General features: G+C 50.4%; 19 protein-coding genes. 8 read left to right on the top strand and 11 right to left on the bottom strand.

Annotated elements, in window-relative coordinates; translation table 11 throughout:
• The first annotated feature begins 224 nt into the window (after positions 1-224).
• Both VGK23_03635 and VGK23_03630 read left to right on the top strand, forming a co-directional pair.
• Positions 225-1,133 carry an SDR family oxidoreductase gene (locus VGK23_03635; protein ID HEY3419622.1) on the top strand — a complete coding sequence of 303 codons (909 nt, stop codon included), beginning with the start codon at positions 225-227 and terminating at the stop codon, positions 1,131-1,133.
• 119 nt (positions 1,134-1,252) lie between these two features.
• Complete coding sequence (locus tag VGK23_03630; GenBank protein HEY3419621.1) at positions 1,253-2,383, top strand: hydrogenase iron-sulfur subunit; 1,131 nt, start codon at positions 1,253-1,255, stop codon at positions 2,381-2,383.
• A 130-nt stretch (positions 2,384-2,513) separates the two neighbouring features.
• Here VGK23_03630 and VGK23_03625 read toward each other — a convergent pair whose 3' ends face one another.
• The 8 genes from VGK23_03625 to rfbA all read right to left on the bottom strand — a co-directional run bounded on the left by VGK23_03625 (position 2,514) and on the right by rfbA (position 9,359).
• On the bottom strand, positions 2,514-4,034 hold the full coding sequence (locus VGK23_03625; protein HEY3419620.1) for a cation acetate symporter: 1,521 nt from the start codon (positions 4,032-4,034) through the stop codon (positions 2,514-2,516).
• Positions 4,035-4,037: 3 nt separating this feature from the next.
• Positions 4,038-4,763 (bottom strand): universal stress protein, encoded by a 726-nt coding sequence (locus VGK23_03620; protein HEY3419619.1) that lies wholly within the window; start codon positions 4,761-4,763, stop codon positions 4,038-4,040.
• On the bottom strand, positions 4,760-4,960 hold the full coding sequence (locus VGK23_03615; GenBank protein ID HEY3419618.1) for a hypothetical protein: 201 nt from the start codon (positions 4,958-4,960) through the stop codon (positions 4,760-4,762). Before VGK23_03615 ends, VGK23_03620 begins: the two co-directional genes overlap by 4 nt.
• 427 nt (positions 4,961-5,387) lie before the next feature.
• Positions 5,388-5,717: a NifB/NifX family molybdenum-iron cluster-binding protein gene (locus tag VGK23_03610; GenBank protein HEY3419617.1), complete on the bottom strand. Its 330-nt coding sequence runs from the start codon at positions 5,715-5,717 to the stop codon at positions 5,388-5,390.
• A gap of 4 nt (positions 5,718-5,721) precedes the next feature.
• Entirely contained in the window at positions 5,722-6,573 is an 852-nt protein-coding gene (locus tag VGK23_03605; GenBank protein ID HEY3419616.1) for an Mrp/NBP35 family ATP-binding protein, read from the bottom strand.
• A 112-nt stretch (positions 6,574-6,685) separates the two neighbouring features.
• Complete coding sequence (rfbB, locus tag VGK23_03600; GenBank protein HEY3419615.1) at positions 6,686-7,699, bottom strand: dTDP-glucose 4,6-dehydratase; 1,014 nt, start codon at positions 7,697-7,699, stop codon at positions 6,686-6,688.
• 188 nt (positions 7,700-7,887) lie between these two features.
• Entirely contained in the window at positions 7,888-8,475 is a 588-nt protein-coding gene (gene rfbC, locus VGK23_03595) for a dTDP-4-dehydrorhamnose 3,5-epimerase (protein ID HEY3419614.1), read from the bottom strand.
• The gene (rfbA, locus tag VGK23_03590; protein HEY3419613.1) at positions 8,472-9,359 is read right to left on the bottom strand and encodes a glucose-1-phosphate thymidylyltransferase RfbA; all 888 of its coding nucleotides are present in this window, start codon (positions 9,357-9,359) and stop codon (positions 8,472-8,474) included. The genes rfbC and rfbA overlap by 4 nt, the downstream gene beginning before the upstream one ends.
• 197 nt (positions 9,360-9,556) lie before the next feature.
• Between rfbA and VGK23_03585 the strand changes: the two genes are divergently transcribed.
• On the top strand, positions 9,557-10,672 hold the full coding sequence (locus VGK23_03585) for a glycosyltransferase family 4 protein (GenBank protein HEY3419612.1): 1,116 nt from the start codon (positions 9,557-9,559) through the stop codon (positions 10,670-10,672).
• A 255-nt stretch (positions 10,673-10,927) separates the two neighbouring features.
• Positions 10,928-13,351: an alpha-(1->3)-arabinofuranosyltransferase family protein gene (locus VGK23_03580; GenBank protein HEY3419611.1), complete on the top strand. Its 2,424-nt coding sequence runs from the start codon at positions 10,928-10,930 to the stop codon at positions 13,349-13,351.
• Here VGK23_03580 and VGK23_03575 read toward each other — a convergent pair.
• On the bottom strand, positions 13,272-14,198 hold the full coding sequence (locus VGK23_03575; GenBank protein HEY3419610.1) for a glycosyltransferase: 927 nt from the start codon (positions 14,196-14,198) through the stop codon (positions 13,272-13,274). The genes VGK23_03580 and VGK23_03575 overlap by 80 nt on opposite strands.
• Positions 14,199-14,546: 348 nt before the next feature.
• Here VGK23_03575 and gmd point away from each other — a divergent pair, with 348 nt between their 5' ends.
• The 3 genes from gmd (at position 14,547) to VGK23_03560 (ending at position 17,514) form a co-directional block, all read left to right on the top strand.
• Entirely contained in the window at positions 14,547-15,590 is a 1,044-nt protein-coding gene (gene gmd, locus VGK23_03570) for a GDP-mannose 4,6-dehydratase (GenBank protein ID HEY3419609.1), read from the top strand.
• Positions 15,590-16,561: a GDP-L-fucose synthase gene (locus tag VGK23_03565; GenBank protein HEY3419608.1), complete on the top strand. Its 972-nt coding sequence runs from the start codon at positions 15,590-15,592 to the stop codon at positions 16,559-16,561. The genes gmd and VGK23_03565 overlap by 1 nt, the downstream gene beginning before the upstream one ends.
• 116 nt (positions 16,562-16,677) lie before the next feature.
• Positions 16,678-17,514 carry a hypothetical protein gene (locus tag VGK23_03560; GenBank protein HEY3419607.1) on the top strand — a complete coding sequence of 279 codons (837 nt, stop codon included), beginning with the start codon at positions 16,678-16,680 and terminating at the stop codon, positions 17,512-17,514.
• Between the two features lie 98 nt (positions 17,515-17,612).
• On the opposite strand, the gene VGK23_03555 is transcribed toward VGK23_03560, so the two are convergent.
• Positions 17,613-18,599: a glycosyltransferase family 2 protein gene (locus tag VGK23_03555; protein HEY3419606.1), complete on the bottom strand. Its 987-nt coding sequence runs from the start codon at positions 18,597-18,599 to the stop codon at positions 17,613-17,615.
• A gap of 262 nt (positions 18,600-18,861) precedes the next feature.
• On the opposite strand from VGK23_03555, the gene VGK23_03550 reads away from it, so the two are divergent.
• Positions 18,862-20,370, top strand: a complete 1,509-nt coding sequence (locus VGK23_03550; GenBank protein ID HEY3419605.1) for an oligosaccharide flippase family protein — start codon at positions 18,862-18,864, stop codon at positions 20,368-20,370.
• A 121-nt stretch (positions 20,371-20,491) separates the two neighbouring features.
• On the opposite strand, the gene VGK23_03545 is transcribed toward VGK23_03550, so the two are convergent.
• Positions 20,492-21,374, bottom strand: an 883-nt coding sequence (locus tag VGK23_03545) for a glycosyltransferase (protein HEY3419604.1), incomplete at its 5' end; no start/stop codon positions are given.

Below are 21,374 nucleotides of genomic sequence, written 5' to 3'. Positions count from 1 at the left end.
CGTGAGGTCAACTATGTCGAATTAAGATATATTGACCGCTCATCAACCTCAACAAAAGGGAATCCCTTCAGGTTAAGGATCAATGACCAAGCATATTCCTGCTGAAGAATCATGGTACTCCCACATCCACGTGCGCGCCCAATGCCCAGTGCTGTTTGCCCAGGAGTTCTCGATGGTCAGAGGAGTTCGCAACCGATATGTATCCGGTCAACAATCTTTCATTTGTGAGCAAGGTAGCGATCATCGGGGGATCCGGTCTGCTGGGCCAGTATTTGGTCGATGAGGCATTGTCCCGAGGTCATGAGGTCATATCAACCTACAAAGGGGGAAAGCCCAGCCCGGGAGGTAAGGCGGTATCGTTGGACATGACCGACCAAAATGCCGTTGATTCTTTCTTTTCCCTTGAAATGCCTGACCGTGTCCTTCTACCAGCGGCCATGACCAATGTCGATGAATGTGAAAGGAGACCTCAGGCCGCCTTCTCGGTGAACGTTGAAGGCACAATGAACGTAGCCCAGGCATGCAAGTCCAGCGGAACCTCCTTATTGTACGTGTCCACCGACTACGTTTTCAACGGGTTCAAAGGCTCAAAATATTACGAGTTCGAGAACCCTGATCCGCTCAGCATCTATTCCAAGACCAAACTGGAGGGCGAACGTTTGGTGATGGACTCATCGAAACATAATGCCGTCTGCCGGGTAGCAGTGCTCTATGGATGGAACAGACTTACCGACAAGGACAATTTCGTGAGCTGGGTGATCCGCTCGGTCAGGGCAGGGAACGAGGTCAAGCTATTCAAGGACCAGTTCGTCACCGCCACCTATGCGCCTCATTGCGCTAAGGTCCTGATGGAGGTGTCCGAGCGCGGCCTCAAGGGACTTTTCCATACCAGCGGTCCCGATTGTCTCAGTCGTTATCAAATGGGCATGGTCATTGCCGATGTGTTCGGCTTGGACACTGATCTGATGAAGCCGCACATGCTGGAAGATGCGAATCTACTGGCCAAGAGGGCGAGGAACACCTGCCTGAACGTTGAGAACATCGAGGCGCAGCTGGACATGTCCATGATGCCTTTCCGGGCCGGCCTTGAGGACATGAGGCTGACGGAGCTTGACTCCGGAAATGTCACCTGACCAATTCCATCAGATGAACGGTTGGGACACGATGTTTCGTTCATTAGACGCCAAATATTGAGGAAGATTAATATCCGGGCCCCCATCAATACTTGCATCGATTTGCGGAGGAGAGAATTTTGGATCAGTCCATTGGTCAGAGAATAGGAGTATTCGTTTGCCGCTGCGGTGGGGACATCGAAAACAATATTGAAACCGAAGTGATCGCGAGCTCGGTAAGGTCAGAGTCCGGTGTCGTTCATACCAGCATTCATGATTTCCTCTGTTCCAAATCATCAAGGGAGACCATTTCCAAAACCGTCAGGGACGAACGGTTGGACAGGGTCGTGGTCTCAGCTTGTTCTCCTCGGCTCTACCTGCAGGATTTCCAGCAGGCAGTGGAGGAAGGAGGCCTGGACAAATGCATGCTGGAGATGTCCAACATACGCGAGCAGTGCTCCTGGATCCACTGGAGCCAAAAGGAGCTCCAGACCGAAAAGGCCGTCGACATGACCTTGATGGCGGTGGCCAAGCTGCGCAACCAGTTCCCTTCAGAGAAAGGAAATGTCGCGATCGTTAATAAGGTCAGATGCACTGGATGTGGAGTATGCGAGGCGGTCTGCAACGTCAACGCCATCAGGGTCGCGGAGGATCCGGAAGCAGGCGGGAAAAGAAAGGCGACCGTCAACCCGAAGGCCTGCGAGGGCTGCGGAGCCTGCGTTTCCGCCTGTCCCACGGCCGCCATGGACCAGACCTGTTTCTCCAACGCCCAGGTTGTGGCCGAGATCGAGACCGCCCTGCGCAATTCTAGGGAAGAGAGGACATTCCCGAACATACTGGTCTTCTCATGCCACCATTGCTCCTATGCCGCCGCCGACACCGCCGGGTTGAAGCGCCTCGGCACCGATGTCCACTTCCGGGCCATCAGGGTCATGTGTTCGGCGCGGGTGGACCCGGAATGGGTGCTCAAGGCCCTTTCCAGCGGGGCGGATGGCGTACTGATATTGGCTGGATCCCCCGGCCGTTGCCATTACGAGGTCGGCAACCTGCGCACCCGCAAGCGGATGACACTCCTGAAGATCGTGTTGCAGCAGTTGGGATTCGATGAGGACCGCTTCTTGATCGAGTTTGTCGATGAGGAGCAGCCGGAGAAATACCGGACCACCATTGAGGAATATGTTCAGAAGATAAGGGACCTGGGCCCCAACCCGATCGTTCCCAATGCCAAGCCGGACCCGAAACGGTTGGAAATGCCCGGCCTGAAACTGTAAACCCCTTCCTATTTCGTTTTCGGACAATCCTATCGGTCCTATCAGCCCGAAAAAGATCCATTCCATAACGGAAATCATTCTGTTCTGGAAAATCATAAAGAAAAAGGAATGAAAGGGTTTGTCCACACTGTCAGACTGGCACGGGCTCCGGATACTTCTTCTTGTCCAGAAGGGAAACCCCGATCGTAGTAGCGAACCCGACCGGTATGCTGATGATACCCGGGTTGTTCAGGGAGAAGAAAGCTCCCGACCCCATCACTGTGGGGCTGGCCGCTATCAGCACCAGTGACAGGGCCAGTCCGACGAATATGCCCATCACGATGCCCTTCTCCGTGGCCCTCTTCCAGTACAGAGTACATATCAGCGCCGGTATGTTCGCCGAAGCCGCGATGGCGAATGCCAATCCCACCAGGAAGGCCACGTTCTGGCCTTTCATTATGATGCCCAGTACAATCGCCACCAGTCCCACGGCCACCGCTGTTATCTTGGACACTCTGAGCGCGGCCTTCTCCGAGGACTTCTTGCCCATGATCTCGGTGTATATGTCATGGGCTATCGCGCCCGCCGCAGCCATGATCAGGCCTGAGACCGTACCGAGTATGGTCGCGAACGCTATCGATGATATCAGCGCGAAGAACACCTCCCCGCCGATATAGTTCGCCAGCGTAGGAGCCGCCAGGTTCGAGTCTGTCACCAGGAAGGCCCCTTGGCCTGCGAAGTAGTTCGTTCCCAGACCGAGGAACAGTATCAGGACATAGAACACGCCCATGGCTATTATCGCTACGACCGTCGACTTCCTGGCATCGGCTGGCTTCGGGACAGTGTAGTACCGTATCAGGATATGCGGCAGCGCGGCGGTACCTAGTATCAGGGCCAGTGCCAGGGAGGCATAGTCCAACGGATCGTGGTACTTCAGTCCAGGCGACATGAACGTGTCCCCGCTGTAGGCGTTGGGGTTACCGGTGGCCGGGTTCGCCGCTCCGCTGGAGATGAAGTGCCCGATAAACGTTATCGGATCCATCCCTACCGCGAACAGGACACCGATGGTCAGCCCTATCGCGGCTATCAGGAGCAGGATCGCCTTAATGAACTGTACCCAGGTGGTGGAGACCATTCCAGCTGTGGCCACTATCAATATGACGATGCCTCCGACGATCAGGACCCCCCATTCATAGGAGAATCCCAGCAGAGGCTGCACTATAGTCCCCGCACCGACCATCTGCGGTATCAGGTAGAACACGCTCACGATGAGCGTGCTTATCGCCGCCGCGAGCCGGACACGCTTGCTCTTGAACTTGTGCACCAGCGCGTCCGCGAAGGTGTACTTGCCCATGACCCGGAGCGGCTCCGCTATGAGGAACAGTGCTACTATCCATCCGGCCAGGAACCCAATCCCGTACATGAAACCGTCGAACCCGCTGAAGGCGATCAATCCAGCTATTCCCAGGAAGGACGCTGCGCTAAGGTAGTCTCCGGCAAAGGCGATGCCGTTGACGAACCACTTGACTCCGCCTCCGGCAACATAATAGTGACCCGCAGTACGGACCCGCCGGGAGAAATACACGGAGATCGCCAGGGTGATCATGATGATCACGACGAACATGGCGAACGCTAATGGCTTGAAGCTGGTGGTATCGAGTGCTGATGCCATCGTTCATCCCTCCGCTTCCTTCTTGCCGGCGTACCAGTTGAACATCACTGCCATGACTATGGTCAAAAGGATGATGAACATCCCGAAGACTATCCCCACGTTCACTCCGAGCGTGTGCTCTCCCATGATGTTCCTTCCGTAGGTGCCCAGGAGCGTGAACACCAGGTACAGGACGCTGAACCCGGCGAACAGCCAGAGTCCTACTCTGAACTGCTTCGTATGGGTGATGCTATCCACCGTCTGCACGGATGGCTTGCCTTTTCCATTGGTCCTGTTCACGATCTCGAGGACCGACTTCACCTCGGCCTCCGTCGGTTTGACGATGACCACGGAACACTTCGCCATCTTCCCCACGGCCGCCGCTACGTCACCCAGGTAAAGTGCGCTGAGGCCGGACGGGCTCGATGTTCCCAGGACAATTGTCGTCACCTTGTACTCGTCCGCCGCCTTCAGGATCTCTCCGGTGACCGCTCCTTCCCGAGAGATCGTCATCAGTGGGACATTGACCTTCGCCGCCTGGTCCTTGGCGAACGCTATTCCGTCGCAAGATTCGCATCGTCTCAATGCCTTGTCCTCGGAAATGCGCTCGAGCTCGATCGACGGCATCTGCTCGATGACATTGAGCACCACCAACGTGGAGCCGCTTGCCTTTGCCATCTCCACCGCCTTGAGGGTGGCGACGAGCGCAGGCAGGGAGCTGTCCGTCGGCAACAGGATGTGACTGGTCATTGTTGCATCCTCCTTCCGATCGGTCCTTGGCCAGATCGTCCTTCTATCCAAACCACGGTAGCCTTGTCCACCGAACATATCGGCGGATATTGGATCCGTCTCGCCCTGTCTATCCTTCCGCCTGTGGGCGGGTAGTCGGCGTCGGCCAGTCTACGCCTCTTTTTCCTTCGTTCCGGGCTGGGGAATGAGTCCCGCATGACCTGCACAATTTCGAAGTTCTGTACTTATAGTTTATTCAGCTACTCTACGATAATTGTCGATACAACGAAAATAATCAACGAAATTCGTAGCAATAATTTCTAAAGCAAGCATTTATGGACAAACAACGTATCTAGGAATCGTCAGTTGTCGTTTGCATTTCCATTGGAAAGATTGCAGCCGGTCATATTTAACCCTCTACATTTTTCTGCCAGCAATTCCTAACGGTTGAATCATGTTGTTCGATCAATACGTCGTCCGTCGTGGAGCGGTTTTCGTTATGGAATTGGGCATCGTTTGCTGTCGAGCCCGGCAGATAAACCTGCCAGTCATCATGAACAAAAAGTATGAAGCAATACAGTCGCAAAAAGGAAGGGTCTGAGACGGCGTTTTTCGCCGTCTGACATCGAAATCCCGGCCAGATGATTACGGCGTCTTCGGATGACGCCGGTTATAGCGCTCTAGCGCTTCCCTCACCGTGCCCTCTTCGTCCGCTACCACCTTGATGTTCTTGGAGGTGAGCTTCTTGATCCCGTGAGGTCCGATGAAACCGGTGATCACGACATCCGCTCCAAGCTTGATGATGTTCTCCGCGGTTTGGATGCCGTAACCGATGTCAGTATCCTCCAAGATGTTGTCATGGACGGTGAAAGCCATCGTATCCGGGTCCACGCAGACGAATAGCGGGGAATGTCCGAACTCTTCCTCGATCTCGGCATCCAGGCTTCCCTCTGAGACGGTGACACATATCTTCATGCGATCACTTCTTCCTTCTCTGCTCGTTTTCCCTGGAGGCAGCCACTAGCTTGTCCACTATCTCCTCGAAGGCTATGGTGGCTGGGGAGTCTCTCTTTGCCAGCACGATCGGCTTTCCATCATCGCCGCTGTCCACCACGCTCGGGTCGATCGGTACCCTGCCAAGGAACGGAACGCCCATATCTTGTGAGGCCTTTTCCCCTCCCCCCTTCTTGAACAGGTCGATCTCCTTGCCGCAGTGCGGACATATCAGCCCGCTCATGTTTTCAACGATGCCCAGAACTGGAAGTTTCAGGGCCTTTGCGAACGTCACCGATTTGCGGGAATCGAGCAGTGCCACCTCTTGCGGGGTGGTGACTATGACCGCGCCGTCCGCCTCAGGCATCAGCTGAGCGATCGTGAGAGGTTCGTCACCCGTTCCAGGTGGGAGGTCCACGACGAGGAAGTCAAGCTCTCCCCACTTTACATCTGCCACGAACTGCCGGAGGGCGCCCATCTTCATAGGTCCCCTCCATACGATCGGGGTATCCTTATCGCCAAGCAGAAAAGCGGTCGACATGACCTTCATGTGAGGCGTGACCTCGACTGGGTAGAGACCATCCTGATCTCCTTGGATCTGGGCATCCTCGATGTTCAGCATCTTCGGGATGTTCGGACCATGGATATCGGCATCGAGGATCCCGACCTCGTATCCGCGCATCGCCAAGGCCATTGCCAGGTTCACGGTAACGGTCGACTTGCCCACGCCCCCTTTCCCGCTCATCACGATGATCTCGTGCTTTATCTTGGCCAGGCTCTTCAGCACCTTGACGTCCTCTTCCTTCACTGTGCGCAACTCGATGTTGTCGTTCTCCATGGTGATACCTCTGAAATCGCATCTCTCAGTAATTGAGAGAGGCATATCGGAACTCTTCGCTAATAAGATGTTGATATGGGGGTTGGACCAACCGTTCAAAACATAGAGCAGATCACTTATTGTAAGAGTCGTTGTGCTTGCCGTAGGCACCCGATTCGATGTCATCGATCCAATCAATGTTGCTCATATACCAGGCCAGGGTCTCCTTGATGCCCTGTTCGAACTCATAGACCGGCTGCCATCCCAGTTCCTTCCTGATCTTGCTGGCATCCACGGAATATCTCAGATCGTGCCCTGGACGGTCACCCACGAAATGGATGAGGTCCTCGCTTTTGCCCATCTCCCTGAGAATCAACCGGACGATGTCTATATTCCTTCGTTCATTGTTGCATCCAATATTGTAGACATCACCCGGTCGACCTGCGGTGACCACCAGGTCGATCGCGCTGCAATGGTCCGCCGCATGAAGCCAATCCCTTACGTTCTCTCCGTTTCCAAATATCGGTATGGGCTTGTTCTGCCGTGCGAGCATGATCGTTTTGGGAATCAGCTTTTCAGGGAACTGGTACGGTCCGTAATTGTTCGAGCAGCGCGCGATGGTCGTTCTGATACCGTAGGTCCGATAATAGGCCAAAACCAAGAGGTCGGCTGCAGCTTTGCTTGCCGAATATGGGCTGGATGGACGCAGGAGGGAATCTTCCCGAAATTTTAGGTCTGGTCTATGGAGAGGAAGGTCTCCGTAGACCTCATCGGTCGATACTTGGTGGTACCTTTCAATATCCAACCTGCGGCACTCATCCATCAGCACCTGTGTACCCAGGATGTTGGTGTTCATGAAAATGTCCGGGTTGGATATGGACCGGTCGACATGGGACTCCGCGGCAAAGTTAAGCACCGCATCGAATGCCCCTTCCCTCAGGACCTTATTTACCGTTACTGGATCCGTCACACTGCCTTTGATGAATACGAAGTTGTTAGTTCCGATGGTATTTTCAAGGTTCTTGATGTTCGCAGCATAGGTCAGCGAATCCAGACAGACAATTTCCACATCCGGATGGTTCTTTTGCATGTGGAAAATGTAATTTGAGCCAACAAATCCCGCTCCGCCCGTTACCAAGATTTTCATTTCCATCTTCCTGAGATTGCGGCTTCGCTCTTATGGACAAAACATTTCGAATCTATCTAAAGGCAACGGATTGCTGCACAACCGAGAATGGCGTCCCATGTAATGTCTGAGACAACCATTACACCAATAAAAAAGTTAGGCCTTGTAGCCGGTCGTTCGATCCATGAAATTCGGTTCGATAATTCAGATCATTCAACCCGACCTGGTTTCTCGGCAGAAAATAGTAGTCCGTTCTCAACATCCTTCAGGGATGGCGCAACTGAATCCTTTTCCGAGAGCACGGGATCGTCGATCCCCCAATCGATGCCGAGGGTTGGGTCGTCGTATCGTATGGTTCTCTCATGTTCCTTGGAGTATGGACGGTCCACTTTATACTGCACCTCAGTTCCATTTTCCAAGGTGACAAACCCGTGTGCAAATCCCGCCGGGATGAATAGTTGTTTCATGTTGGCCGCCGAAAGCCTGACGCCTACCCATTTGCTGTAGTTGGGCGATCCCGTTCTAATGTCGACGCACACGTCAAATACCGACCCCCTAGTACATCTCACGAGTTTTGTTTGAACCATCGGGGGATTCTGGAAATGAAGTCCCCGGATGACTCCCCTCTTCTCTGAATAGGAATGGTTGTCCTGAATGAAAACCGTGTCTATGCCGATACCCTTCATCTTGAGGACCGAGTAACTTTCATAGAACCAACCTCTTTCGTCTGAATGTACGTCGGGCTCGATGACGATGACTCCATCTAGTTCCATCGGAGTGAGTTTCAAAACGCTCAAACCTTGCCTTCCTTGATTTCAAGGACCTTGGTTATGTACTTTCCGTAATCGCTGTGAGCATATTTTGCAAAGAACTCATCGAGATCCTGGCGGTTGATCCAGCCATTGTTGATGGCTATCTCCTCTGGATAACCGACCCGCACATTTCGGTCTTTTTCCAATGTCTGGACATATTTGCCGGCTTCTATCATAGCGTCCGGCGTTCCAGCATCCATCCACATGAATCCATCGTCCAAACGGATCGCTTCCAGGCACCCTTCCTGAAGATACAGATTATTTACATCAGTAATCTCAAGCTCGTTCCTGTGTGATGGTCTTACCATGTTGGCATACTCGACCACTCTGTTGTCATAAAAATAAAGGCCGGCCGCTGCATAGTTGGATTTCGGATACCTAGGCTTTTCTTCTATCGAGACGACCGATCCGTTCTCATCATATTCGATTACTCCGAATCTCTGAGGGTCATTTACCCGGAAGCCGAATATGGAGGCCTTATTTCTCTTCACATTCCTAATGGCTAGATCCAGGCGCTCCTTCATTTCGAGTCCAATGAAGATGTTATCTCCCAACACCATTGCTACATCGTCCGATCCGATGAACTCCTCCCCGATGATGAACGCCTGAGCTAGGCCATCCGGAGACGGTTGTACGGCATAGTTCAGGCTCAGACCGAATCGATCTCCATCTCCTAGGAGATTCTTGAAATTTCCAATATCCTCGGGGGTTGAAATGATCAGAATTTCCTTTATGTCCGCCAGCATTAATGTGCAAAGAGGATAGTAAACCATGGGTTTGTTATAGATGGGAAGAAGGTGCTTATTGATAGCCGACGTCATGGGATAAAGTCTAGAACCACTCCCGCCAGCTAGGATTATTCCTTTCATATCGAATCTGGGTGTAATTTGGACTGGGGTTATTAATGACTTCGGTGCATTCATAATCTATGTTCGAGGCGTGATTCCGGCAAGGATCGTTTAAATGAAGCCTCATGTAATATATTCATATATAACATATAATAAATAATCCCTTAAGGGATGATTGGACTTCCAGCCAACATTGATAAAACGTTAATAGGCAAGGAATGTATCCCTCTCCACTTCAGGGGGAGTACCAGATTAAGATTTTGGTGTTTAACTGGCGAGATCCCAATAACCCAGACGCCGGAGGAGCGGAACAATTCACCCACCAGATAGAAAAAAGATGGGTAAAGTGGGGTCACCAAGTAACCCAATTCTCCGCCGCTTTTAAAGGATGCCTCCCGGAAGAAGAGATCGATGGTGTCAGGATAGTCAGGGGTGGCAACCGGTTCACCGTTTACCGGCACGCCCGGAAATTCTATAAAGACTCTGACAGGTTTGACGTGGTGGTCGACGAGATCAACACGATTCCATTCAACGCCCCTACTTTCGTCAATCGGGGAGAAAAGCTATTTGCACTGATTCACCAGCTGGCGAGGGAATTTTGGTATTATGAGACTCCATTCCCTGTAGGCTATTTCGGCAATCATTTCCTAGAGGACAGATGGTTAAAGAAATATGCTGACATGGACGTCATTACCGTATCCAACTCCACCATGGACGATTTGAGAGCTCTTGGTTTCAAGAAGCTGCATCTGGTCCATGAAGGATATGATTTCCAACCGCTTTCGACCGTAGGGGAGAAGGAAAATATTCCTACGATCATTTACGTCGGCAGATTCAAGAAGGTGAAACTTCCGGACCACGCCTTGAAAGCATTCCAGATCGCGAAGGCAAGGATGCCGGACCTTCGAATGTGGATGGTAGGCATGGGCTACATGCAACCCAAACTGAAGAAGCTCGAGGTCAAAGATGTCACCTTCTATGGACGTCTTCAGCTAGAGGAGAAGTCAAGGCTCGTCTCAAGGGCCCACGTTATTGTTGTTCCGGCGGTCAGAGAAGGTTGGGGGCTGGTCGTCACCGAGGCCAATGCCATGGGCACACCGGCGATCGGGTACCGGGTCCCGGGACTTCGCGATTCCATAAAGGATGGAAAAACTGGGCTGCTTTGCGATCCAAATCCCACTGCTATGGCGGAGACCATTGTGTCTCTCCTTAGCCAGGAGGAAAAGAGAATCGAACTCTCAAAGAATGCCCTAGAAGATGCGAAGGAATACAACTGGGACCGCACTGCTAGAGAATTCATTGATCTTTTTGAAGGAAATAATAAGAGTGAATGAATTCTCAATGAGATTCAATAACAGGTAAACAAACATGATAGTTTCTTGGGTTATTCCTGAACAACAGAATATCGATGAGTCTGTTGGCATGGGGGGCAGCTCATGCGAGATTGTTCCGTATCGACTGAGACTATGGCGTTCTCTTTTAATAAGAAAATTCACCTGTATCGGCAGACCGGAGAGCAATTCCGAAAATGAGCTTGAATTCATTCCACAATCGTGAATTCGAAGGGTAGTTATTAATCCATGAAAATAATGAAATGTCTCACGGAAAACCAAGACGGGTCAATGGTTTTTAATCGACTTCGCGATTGGAAGTTAGTTCGGTTCATCAATGGCAATTTTACAAAGACCGAATTAATCGAAATTATTTTGCTGATGATACTGGGACTTGTTGTTTTCACCTGGTATTCGTCCAATCTGGTAATTGATGCGTTTGATTATAATGTTTCATTTTCACCGGAACAGACGTTGTTTCAATCGTTGCAGCTATGGGATCCGCATGGAGGATTAGGAATAGCAAATCCTCGGGCGGTTTCCGGAATTCTACCTACAAACCTGTACTATGCGGCAATGAGTCTCATCGGATTCTCACTCCATGATGCGCAGAATCTTCTCTTCTACGTTATCCTTACAGGATCCGGGGTCTCGATATTTCTGCTGTACCGGGCGTTTGGATTCGAAGAAAGGTTTCGGAATGGAGCGGTCTTCGCATCCATCCTCTATATGTTCTCACCCATAGCATCGACCTTTCTCTGGAACCAATTGGCCTCCAATTGGTATTCCTACTCTTTCATGCCACTGATCGCGGCGATGGTGGTTTTCGGGATACGAACAAGGCGAGGTTCTTTCTATATTCTCGGGGTCATCTTGCTGTGGACTCTACTCTTATCCGCTTCATACATGAATCCTGTGAACGCGATGATAGACTGGATCTTCATCCTTGGTCTCCTGGCGGTCCTAATTTTCAAGAAATCGGAAAGAAGGAAACAGGTGCTCAAGTTCGCCGCGATATTGATGATATTATGGTTTATGGTCAATGTATTCTGGCTCGGTTCGATCCTCAATAACGCCAGCGTGGAGTTCGCCAAAGCAGGGGTCAGTTCGGTAGGAGTTAGTAATGAGGAGCTGTTGAATTCCAATTCCGTCCCCATCTATCTCGCTGCTTTGCAGACTGGATATTGGGCCTTGTATCATACCTATTTAGGAGACCATTGGTATTCTTGGTCCGGACTTGCTTCATCTTTCATGTTTGTCTTTTCTTGCCTTGTCATCACCATCACCGCGTTCTATGCATTTTTCATCCGTCCAAGAAATCCCATCATACTCCTTCTCGGTGGTTTCACGGCTTTATGCCTAATAATGATCAATGGATTCACTCCCCCCATAGGGGGTCTATTGGAAGGACTATTCGATGCTTTTCCCCTACTTTACGCCTTTCGGAGCCTATACCAACATTTCGGACCTTTGCTGGCCTTAAGCTATGCTCTGCTCCTGGGTTATTCCATGGCCTATCTCATCGGGTCAGTTTCCTGGCCTAAGAGGAAGGACTTTTCATTCCGTAAGATATCATCAAAGGCATTGGCGGTGATGACCTGGACAGTTCTCGTCATGCTCGCGCTCTCAGTGATCGCAGTTCCGTATTTCACCGGTCAGGTTATTTTCGATGGGGGAAAAGTCATCCCTTCAGCCCGTATCCATGTACCCGAATATTATTACCAGGCCAACGATTTCTTGAATAATGGCTCTGGGGACTTCCGGGTACTTAATCTTCCTTATTGTCAAATAGGCTATGCCGCGTACAACTGGGAGAATGGTTATTGGGGGGGAGATCCTCTTTCAACAATATTCGACAAGGTCGTCATCGTTTCCGAACCTGGTCAATCCAATGAATTGCTCGTCAACATGGCCAACGAAATTGTCAATAGTTCACCGACCATGAATATTGCGAAGATGCTTTCCATCATGAACGTGCGATATGTCATGCTCCACGAAGACGCGAATTGGGAATTCATTCAAGGGCAATCCCCTCCCTGGTGGGCGGCTCCAAAGGCGAACTTCTCGATGTATGATAACGGTCTTAAGAACGTGGGCTTGAAGAAGGTTGCGACCTTTGAGGGATTGGTGATATATGAAAATCCTGAATGGAGGGACATACATTTCCTCCAGGTCAACCAGATGCTGGCGGTGGTGGGGGGGATTCCGGCTGTTAAGAATCTTACAGAGGAGAGTTGGTACAATGTCTCCAAAATGGCGTTCGTGGTGGTCAATTCATTGAAAGATGTAGTCGATCTGGGTTATAATGTTGACGCGATCTACCTCGGTCGCGTGCTGTTTAGAGAGAATAGTTGGAAGATTCAGGACGGGCTCATACCGATCGATTCGATCGGCAGTTCGACCAGACATGGACTGATGGTGGAAAGTGACAAACGCTATCTGGTGTTCTCGGAAAGGTACGATCCTGAATGGATAATGACCACCGAAAATGGCACGGCAGGACATATGTCCGTGAACATGTTCTTCAACGGATACATCGTTGAAAATGGAACAGAGAAGGTCACGATCGAATACCAACCACAGAAAATGCTTACGAATCTAGTTACATTTTCGGTACTGTTTGTGATTGGATTGTTTGGTTTCCTATCTTATCGGCATTTGCGCAGGATGTCGGTTCGATAGAAGGCTCGATTTCCTTTTTTGGAGCCTCGTAGAAATGGGTCAATTTGATTCTAAAGAAGATGCCCATGGTATCCTTGTAGATCCTCCCCACATCCTTGAGCTTGATCCTGCCGCCATTCTCTCTGACATAGTCTATCATGATCGGAACTTCCGCGATCGTGTATCCATCTTTCAATGAATTAAGCAACAGCTCGAGGTCAAAGGCATACCTCTTCACGAAGACCTTCGGAAATTCCTTTGCTAGGACCTCTCTCTTGAAGAGTTTCAGTCCTGGTTGCGTGTCAGTCAGATTACATTGGAACAAACCGCGGATAAGCAGATTGTAGCATTTTGATAGAATCTTCCTTTTTAGAGGATAATGGATGATGGATTCCGGGTGCCTCTTCGAGCCGATCACAATGTCGACCCTTTTCTTTTCCATCTCATCAAGGAACATGTTCAATTGTCTAGGGTGAAGTTCCAGGTCGGCGTCTACGAAGGTGACCAGGTCACCATGCGCATATTTCCAACCCTCTTTTAACGCGTTTCCCTTCCCTCCATTCCTGGTATAGGTAACTAGTATGACCTCGGAATGTTCCAATTCAACTTTGTGCACGTCGTTACCTGTGTCATCTGTGCTTCCATCGTTTACAACTATCAACTCAAAAGGATGGCCGAGGGAGCGGAAGGTGTCTATTGCTTCGATCAAATTGGCCCTAATCTTTTTTCCTTCGTTAAAGGCAGGCATTATCACGGAGATCATAGCCGTGGAGTTGCGCCCCTCTCTCCTGTGTGATGAAACGTCAACCGTATCTATCATGATTATTTTCCTAGTACCACTTATCTGGATTGACCTCAGATAAACCAACACATTATATTATGATTACGAATCCTTTGTCAAAATTCGATATGCGCGGACATTCTTTGGCTATTCTCCGATTCAAAGTCCGATGCTTCGAGATGTTAGCAAACCAGATATCAACCAAATTCCTGTCTCTTCCGGAATCCATGATCCATCTACTCAGCAGGCGGATCGAAAATGCCCTCCTGAAGCCTAAGAGAGCTCGATTCTTGCTTGTTACGGTCGCTGTCCTGATCCTTTTGATTTAGTCCAACGATAATATTACATATCATAAAACAATGACCCAGACAATTCGATAGCTGACTGTAGATCTATTATTGAATATGTCGTTGTCTTTATCGATGGGGTAATAAGATGAAGAAGGCATTGATCACTGGTATAACTGGTCAAGACGGTTCATATTTGGCAGAATTGTTGCTCTCCAAGGGCTATGAAGTTCACGGTATCATCCGTAGGGCCAGTACTTTCAACACTGCCCGCATCAGCCATATTTATCAGGACCCTCATGCCCAGAACAGGAGGCTCAATCTCCACTATGGTGACCTGGCCGATTCCGAGATGATCAACAACATCATCTATAACACTCGACCAGACGAGGTCTACAACCTTGGAGCTCAAAGCCATGTACGAGTCAGCTTCGACATACCCGAGTACACCGGAAACGTGGTCGGGTTGGGTGCCACAAGAATGCTGGAGTCGATCCGCCGCAGCGGAAGATCAGTTAGGTACTACCAGGCCTCGAGCAGTGAGATGTTTGGTGGTGCCCTTCCCCCTCAGAGCGAAAAGACTCCGTTCATTCCCCGTTCGCCATATGCCTGTGCAAAAATGTACGCCTTCTGGATGGCCCAGAACTATAGAGAAGGGTATGGTATGTACGCCTGCAACGGAATCCTTTTCAACCATGAGTCACCCCGGAGAGGGGAGACCTTCGTTACGAGGAAGATCACCCGCGCGATAGCAGCCATGCTATCAAAAAAGCAGGACAAACTATACTTGGGGAATCTGAAGGCCAAACGAGACTGGGGTTTCGCACCCGAATATGTGGAGGCCATGTGGCTGATGTTGCAGCAAGAGAAGGCCGAAGACTTCGTTATCGGTACTGGTGAGACCCACTCAGTGCAGGAGTTCGTCGATTTCACATTTGAATATGCTGAACTGGACCAGAGTGACCGGGTGGACATCGACCCGCGTTATTTCCGTCCCACAGAGGTTGAGGTTCTGATAGCCGAGCCAACCAAATCCAAGATGGTGCTTAAATGGGAGCCTAAGGTCAAGTTCAAGGAACTGGCCATGATAATGGTGGACGCGGATATGCGTGCCGCAGGGCTGGAACCGATTGGAAAAGGGGACGCAGTGCTGAAGAGCAAGTTCAAGAACCGATATTGGAGCGTGGACTAATGGGATTCTGGCCGGGTAAGACCATCCTTATAACCGGAGGGGCAGGATTCGTTGGTCACTATATCACAGAAAAGCTGGTCAACAACCTCGGTGTGAATCGGGAAGATATCGTCATTCCCCGATCAAAGGCCCTTGATCTAAGGATATGGGAAAATTGCCTCAAGGCCACGAAAGAGGTGGACATTGTCATTCACCTGGCGGCCAGTGTCGGGGGCATAGGATTCAACATGAAGAACCCGGCCACACTGTTCTATGACAACGCCATCATGGGGATCCAGTTGATCGAGGCAGCGCGAAGGAACGGAGTGCCGAAGTTCGTCGCTCTGGGCACGATCTGTGCCTATCCCAAGTTCACTCCGGTGCCGTTCAAGGAAGAGGATCTGTGGAATGGCTATCCGGAGGAGACCAACGCTCCATACGGTTTGGCGAAGAAGATGATGCTGGTCCAATCCCAGGCCTATAGGCAACAGTACGGTTACAATTCCATCTACCTGTTGCCGGTGAACTTGTACGGGCCGAGGGACAATTTCCATCCCGACTCCTCACACGTCATACCTGCCATTATCAAAAAGGTTGTGGATGCCCAGGATAAGGGGAAAAAGAGCATCGAACTTTGGGGGACTGGAAAGGCCACCAGGGAGTTTCTATTCGTCAAGGATTGCGCGGAAGGGATCCTGCTTGCCGCAGAGAATTATAACAGCTCGGAACCGGTCAACCTGGGGGCCGGGAGGGAGATCAGCATAAAGGACCTTGGGGAGCTGGTGTGCCGTCTGTGCGAATTCGATGGCAGGATCATTTGGGACCATACCAAACCCGATGGCCAGCCAAGAAGGTGCCTGGACACGAAGAGGGCGGAGAAAGCGTTCGGGTTTAAGGCCAAGACCGATTTCGAGACCGGTCTGAAGGAGACCATCGATTGGTATCGGGAGCATCGGGATCTGCAGGGAGATCTTGTCAACCCTCACTGCTAGTTTGGGCAGGACAACTACTAAATGGATACAGGATTTCTACCCCTTGAGAAATGATCACATTCTTCACGATCCCGAAACCATTTGAAGGGCATAATGGTGTAATCCAGCGGAATGCTTTGCGCAGCTGGAGAAAGCTCATCCCGCACTGCGAGATCATCATCTTCGGTGACGAGGCGGGTATAGCGGAAGTGGCGGAAGAGGTTGGGGCGATCCATATTTCCGAGATCAGGAAGAACGAGTTCGGAACCCCCTATCTCGATGGGATCTTCTCCCAGGTCCAAGGGATGGCCAAGAACGATATCCTCTGCTATTCTAACACGGACATAATTTTCCTGAACGATTTTCCCGCAGGGGTAGGCAGGATAAACGATGAAAGATTCCTATTGGTCGGGCAGCGGATGGATCTGGACCTGACCACTGAGATCGACTTCTCCGGAAAGTACGAGGAAGAACTCCGAGGCATGACCGCAACGGCGGGAAAGCTTCATGACGTGGATGGTATGGACTATTTCGTTTTCCGCAAAGGCACCCTAAATGCGTTGCCAGCGTTCCTGGTCGGAAGGGCTGGTTGGGACAACTGGATGATATACAATGCCCGGGACAAAGGCATCAAGGTAATCGACGGTACAAATGGATACATGGTCATACACCAGAACCATAATTATGGACACGTCAAGAAAGGGGTCTTTCTGTGGCTGGGTCCAGAGTCTGATTACAACCTCGCTTTACTTGGAGGAATCCAATATCGTTTCACCCTATACGATGCCACGTACCGTTTCGACGGCATCAAGGTCAGGCCGAATTTGAGCGCCATTTCTATTTACCGGCGAATGAAGTCCATATCGATCCTGAAACCTGAGGCGGGTAGAGTGTTCCACGTGCTTGAGAAAACCCTTTACCCGTTCGAGGAAATTCTTCTGGACATCTGGAGGAATAAGAAACGCTCAGAATGAAGATATGTTCGGCGACCCATTGTCGAAATTGACCATTCACATTGTTCTTGTTTCATCCAAATTCGTCGTGACTGCAGGTTCGGCGGTATTTCACCCGCTCAGAGGGGCGTTTCGACCCGGTTGGATAAGCCGTCAACTACTCCTCTCAAATATCCTGAGGCGATACGAATTCTTTCTCCTGCCCGTTTGTCTGAATTCAGCAAAATGATTCTCAAATAGAATACGGTGAACAGCCAAAGGAAGCTAATAACGAAAATGGCGAAGTGCTTCCTATTGGAGTACTTGCGGTGGAAAATGATACGGTTCCGGGCCATATAGTATGCTCGTAAGGGACCTCCCAAATGGAACAGCCGGTTTCGGCCCTGGCCGGGCATGGGTGGTTCAATATCATGCCATACTTTGGCGGCTGGATTAAAGAGGATCCTGAAACCGGCCCTGTTGATTCGGCGGGCGATATCAGATTCCTCATAGCTTATGGGAAAATTCACATGGTCGAATGGTCCGGCGGCTGCAAACGACTCGCGGGAGATCATGAAGCAATTGGGAAAGTCGTCCGACTCCGTTGTGGAGGTGAATTGACCCTCGTCCAATTCATTCCTGCCGATAAAGGTCGTTTGGGAGGTCAGCATATTCCTTCTGATTCCAGCGCACCAAATCGTTTCGGGCTTTTTCAGATAATACATTAATGGCCCGCTGAGGCCAACCTTTCCATTGTCCGGGTTCTCAAAGGTTGAGATGAGATTCTTGACACACTCCGGGTCCATGACATTATCATCATCAATGAAAAGGAGATAGTCACCATTGGCGTTCGAGATCCCAGTGTTCCTTGCAGCGGATACCCAACGCTCTTTGTCATGTCGATAGGTTCGCACATTAGGAAAAGTTACCTTGACCTCCTCCATCGTCCCATCCTGGGAATGATCGTCCACCACGATGACATCAAGCCGGGAGACCGGATAATCAAGTTTGGCGATAGACCCGAGGAGCCTGAGGAGCTCCTTTTTCCTATTGAATGTTGGGATTATGATTGAGACCATGGGCACATCTAGATCTGCAGAATTTACCGTGCCAGGAGCATGGTTCACTTTCAAACCAATGAACTTTGGATATTAATATATTACTTGATTGCCTTTTTAATAAAATGGTTGTCAGGATCTCAAAGCCATTCCTGATAAGAATCATCTACCCACCGTCTCTGAGAAGAGCAAAAGAGATGAATAAGAGATGTAATGAGAACAATCATCAGATGCGAGCTCAATCTGAAACTTGCAGTGGGCCAGACCGTTAAAGAGTTGCCTGATTCTGGACAACTATTAATAGAGACAATGGAATCGCCGTCGGAGAGAATTGATTGGTAGAAAGTCCACGTTGGTATTCGCTACCACAATAGTATCCTCGATCCTTGGGTTCATCGGGCTCTTCTTCATCACCAGGTATCTAGGGACGGAAATCTACGGAGACATCACGTGGATTTTGGCTCTCATCGCGGCGATAAACGCGGTCTCTGATCTGGGGTTCTCCAGTGCGCATATCAAAAAGATATCCGAGGGTGGCGACATCGATGATTGCGTAAGTACATTCGTCATGGTCAAGGTCATCTTGACGACCATAATGGTGGCGCTTATCGCCTTTTTGCTCTTGGTCATGATGGTCTTCGGAAACGCAAATTATACCGTGGAATATTTGGAGATCATCTCGCTCTTCGTTCTCTATCAGGTTCTGTGCGATCTTTCCCTGATCGCAACAATCACGTTTACCGCAAGGACCGAGGCGGTCAAGTCGCAGTTGATCCTCCTCATCGATCCGGTCATTAGGGTGCCGATTATCATCATTGTCTGTCTCTTCAAAGGGAACGAGTTTGAAATCGCTATCTCCTATGCACTGGCCGGAATAGCGGTATTCTCTATGGCATTGGCACTGATATGGTCCGGTGAATATCATTGGACCAAGCCGACCCTGTTCCGGCCTTATCTCCGATTCGCCCTGCCCCTCATCGTAAGTATGGTGATAACAACCCTGGCATACAGCATCGACAAGATCTTCATCAGAGCCTTTTGGGGCAACACCGAGGTCGCATACTACTCGTCGGGATTCGCGCTCATACTGATAATCAGCGGGGTAGGGTTGGCGATCAGCCAACTGACGTTCCCAACCTTCTCCAAGTATTTCTCGAAGGGAATGATGGAAGACATCCGTCGAACCACCGTCCAGGCAGAAAGATTTGTGGCGATGATCTCTTTCCCCATGGTGGCGTTCTTGCTGATATACCCTGGGAACTTGACCTCCCTACTGTATGGCCAGGAATGGTTCTTGGCGGGCGATTCCCTCAGATGGTTGGCATTGGCCACTTTGTTGAACATATTCAATGCCGCGGCCACCTCCCAGATACTGGCGGTCAACCGCCCGGACGTTTCCTTCAGGATCACGGTCATATATTTCTTCGCTTTCGTGATCGGCCTGTTTCTTCTTGTACCGAATGAGATCTTCGGCATACATCTGCCAGGCCTTTCCTACGTGGGGGCATCCCTGGCCTATCTGATCTCGATGCTGGTCGGCTTCATCCTAACGAGAATCGCGGTCCTCAAGCTCACAGGGACAAGAATCGAGCGAAGAATGGGGCTATATGCGGTGGTATTCGCCATAACCACCGCCCTACTGGGTATCCTGAGCGTTGGGCTTGCTGTACAGCAATGGTACGTGCTCATCGCAATGTTCGGGGTCTCATATGTCGTCTTCTGGGGCTGTCTCTTCGCATCTGGTGAGATGAAAAAGGACGACATCCGTTACATGCTCGACCTTGTGAACGTAAGGAAGATGGGCGGATATGTGTCCGAGGAACTGACCGGTAAGAAGTGAACCGGTCGTCAGTATCGAGGTCTCTTTCCAACGATCGAAATATCGTATTCATTGCTTCAATTGGCCGGTCGAGGCCGACAAACAAAATATGCGGCGGTCCTGCCAGAGATTTCCGGGGTCCTCAAATAAGATAGCGCAACCGATAGATCGGTAAAAGAAGGAATGATAGCCAGAACTCCTTATATCCGAGGTAGGGCGCCAATGATTCCCTGTACTTGAGGAATTTATATCCTTTACCCACTTTTATGAAGGACAGTGTCAATATATATGGTGTATATTCCATGATAATATTGGCTTTGGCCTTATGTATCAGTTTCGGGTTCATACCGAGGCTCTCGAGGAGATCCAACAGTTCAATTGCCCGAATAATATGGACCGCAGGGAACTCTTTCTCCCAATCCCGTGCCCCATCGCCCACAACGAGCAGGGGATCGCCTACATAGAATACCTTCCTGTTTCTCATGGTGCGGGCTAATATCACCGCATGCGGATAGGTGGTATGTACATTGCTAAAGTCGGACTCTGAGGTCGTCACGTGCTTGGACTCTTCCACCCACAGACCCCTCCTGAATATCGAGGTCTGGACCGCGCACAAGCCCACCTTCGATATCTTGGGATCGACCAGCTGATCAAACGAATCAAGCATCTGTTCCCTTTCGTTCTTGCCATCCCGTCTCAGATCATCAGGGAAATGGGCACTGCTGACCGGTTCTTTGAACTTGCTCAATTCATTTATGTCTATATGCATCAGATTGGTGAAGAAGAGATCGACATCAGGATGGTCTTTCATTATTCTAACGATCCGTGTGATGGCCCCCTTCCTGACAAAATCGTCGTCCCCTATGAGCCAACAATACTCTCCAGTGGCCAGTTGGTTTGAGCAGTAATAGAAGTTTGGTCCCCCTCCGATATTCTTTTCCTGACGGTGGTATCGGAAAGATCCGAATTGTTTTGCCCATTCCGCGACCTGCGGTGTTTCATCCGTTGAACAGTTATCAGAGACG

The sequence above is a fragment of the Methanomassiliicoccales archaeon genome (genome assembly GCA_036504055.1).
GTDB lineage: Archaea > Thermoplasmatota > Thermoplasmata > Methanomassiliicoccales > UBA472 > DASXVU01.
The sequence above is the reverse complement of the archived record's forward strand: the minus strand, read 5'-3'. Positions and strand labels throughout refer to the sequence as shown.

Excerpts from the sequence above, each read along its gene's own strand:
- rfbB (HEY3419615.1), bottom strand. The coding sequence starts at position 7,699 with ATGAAAATCTTGGTAACGGGCGGAGCGGGATTTGTTGGCTCAAATTAC.
- rfbA (HEY3419613.1), bottom strand. The coding sequence starts at position 9,359 with ATGAAAGGAATAATCCTAGCTGGCGGGAGTGGTTCTAGACTTTATCCC.
- VGK23_03610 (HEY3419617.1), bottom strand. The coding sequence starts at position 5,717 with ATGAAGATATGTGTCACCGTCTCAGAGGGAAGCCTGGATGCCGAGATC.
- VGK23_03580 (HEY3419611.1), top strand. The coding sequence starts at position 10,928 with ATGAAATGTCTCACGGAAAACCAAGACGGGTCAATGGTTTTTAATCGA.
- VGK23_03605 (HEY3419616.1), bottom strand. The coding sequence starts at position 6,573 with ATGGAGAACGACAACATCGAGTTGCGCACAGTGAAGGAAGAGGACGTC.
- gmd (HEY3419609.1), top strand. The coding sequence starts at position 14,547 with ATGAAGAAGGCATTGATCACTGGTATAACTGGTCAAGACGGTTCATAT.
- VGK23_03625 (HEY3419620.1), bottom strand. The coding sequence starts at position 4,034 with ATGGCATCAGCACTCGATACCACCAGCTTCAAGCCATTAGCGTTCGCC.
- VGK23_03620 (HEY3419619.1), bottom strand. The coding sequence starts at position 4,763 with ATGACCAGTCACATCCTGTTGCCGACGGACAGCTCCCTGCCTGCGCTC.
- VGK23_03565 (HEY3419608.1), top strand. The coding sequence starts at position 15,590 with ATGGGATTCTGGCCGGGTAAGACCATCCTTATAACCGGAGGGGCAGGA.
- VGK23_03615 (HEY3419618.1), bottom strand. The coding sequence starts at position 4,960 with ATGCGGGACTCATTCCCCAGCCCGGAACGAAGGAAAAAGAGGCGTAGA.
- VGK23_03585 (HEY3419612.1), top strand. The coding sequence starts at position 9,557 with ATGTATCCCTCTCCACTTCAGGGGGAGTACCAGATTAAGATTTTGGTG.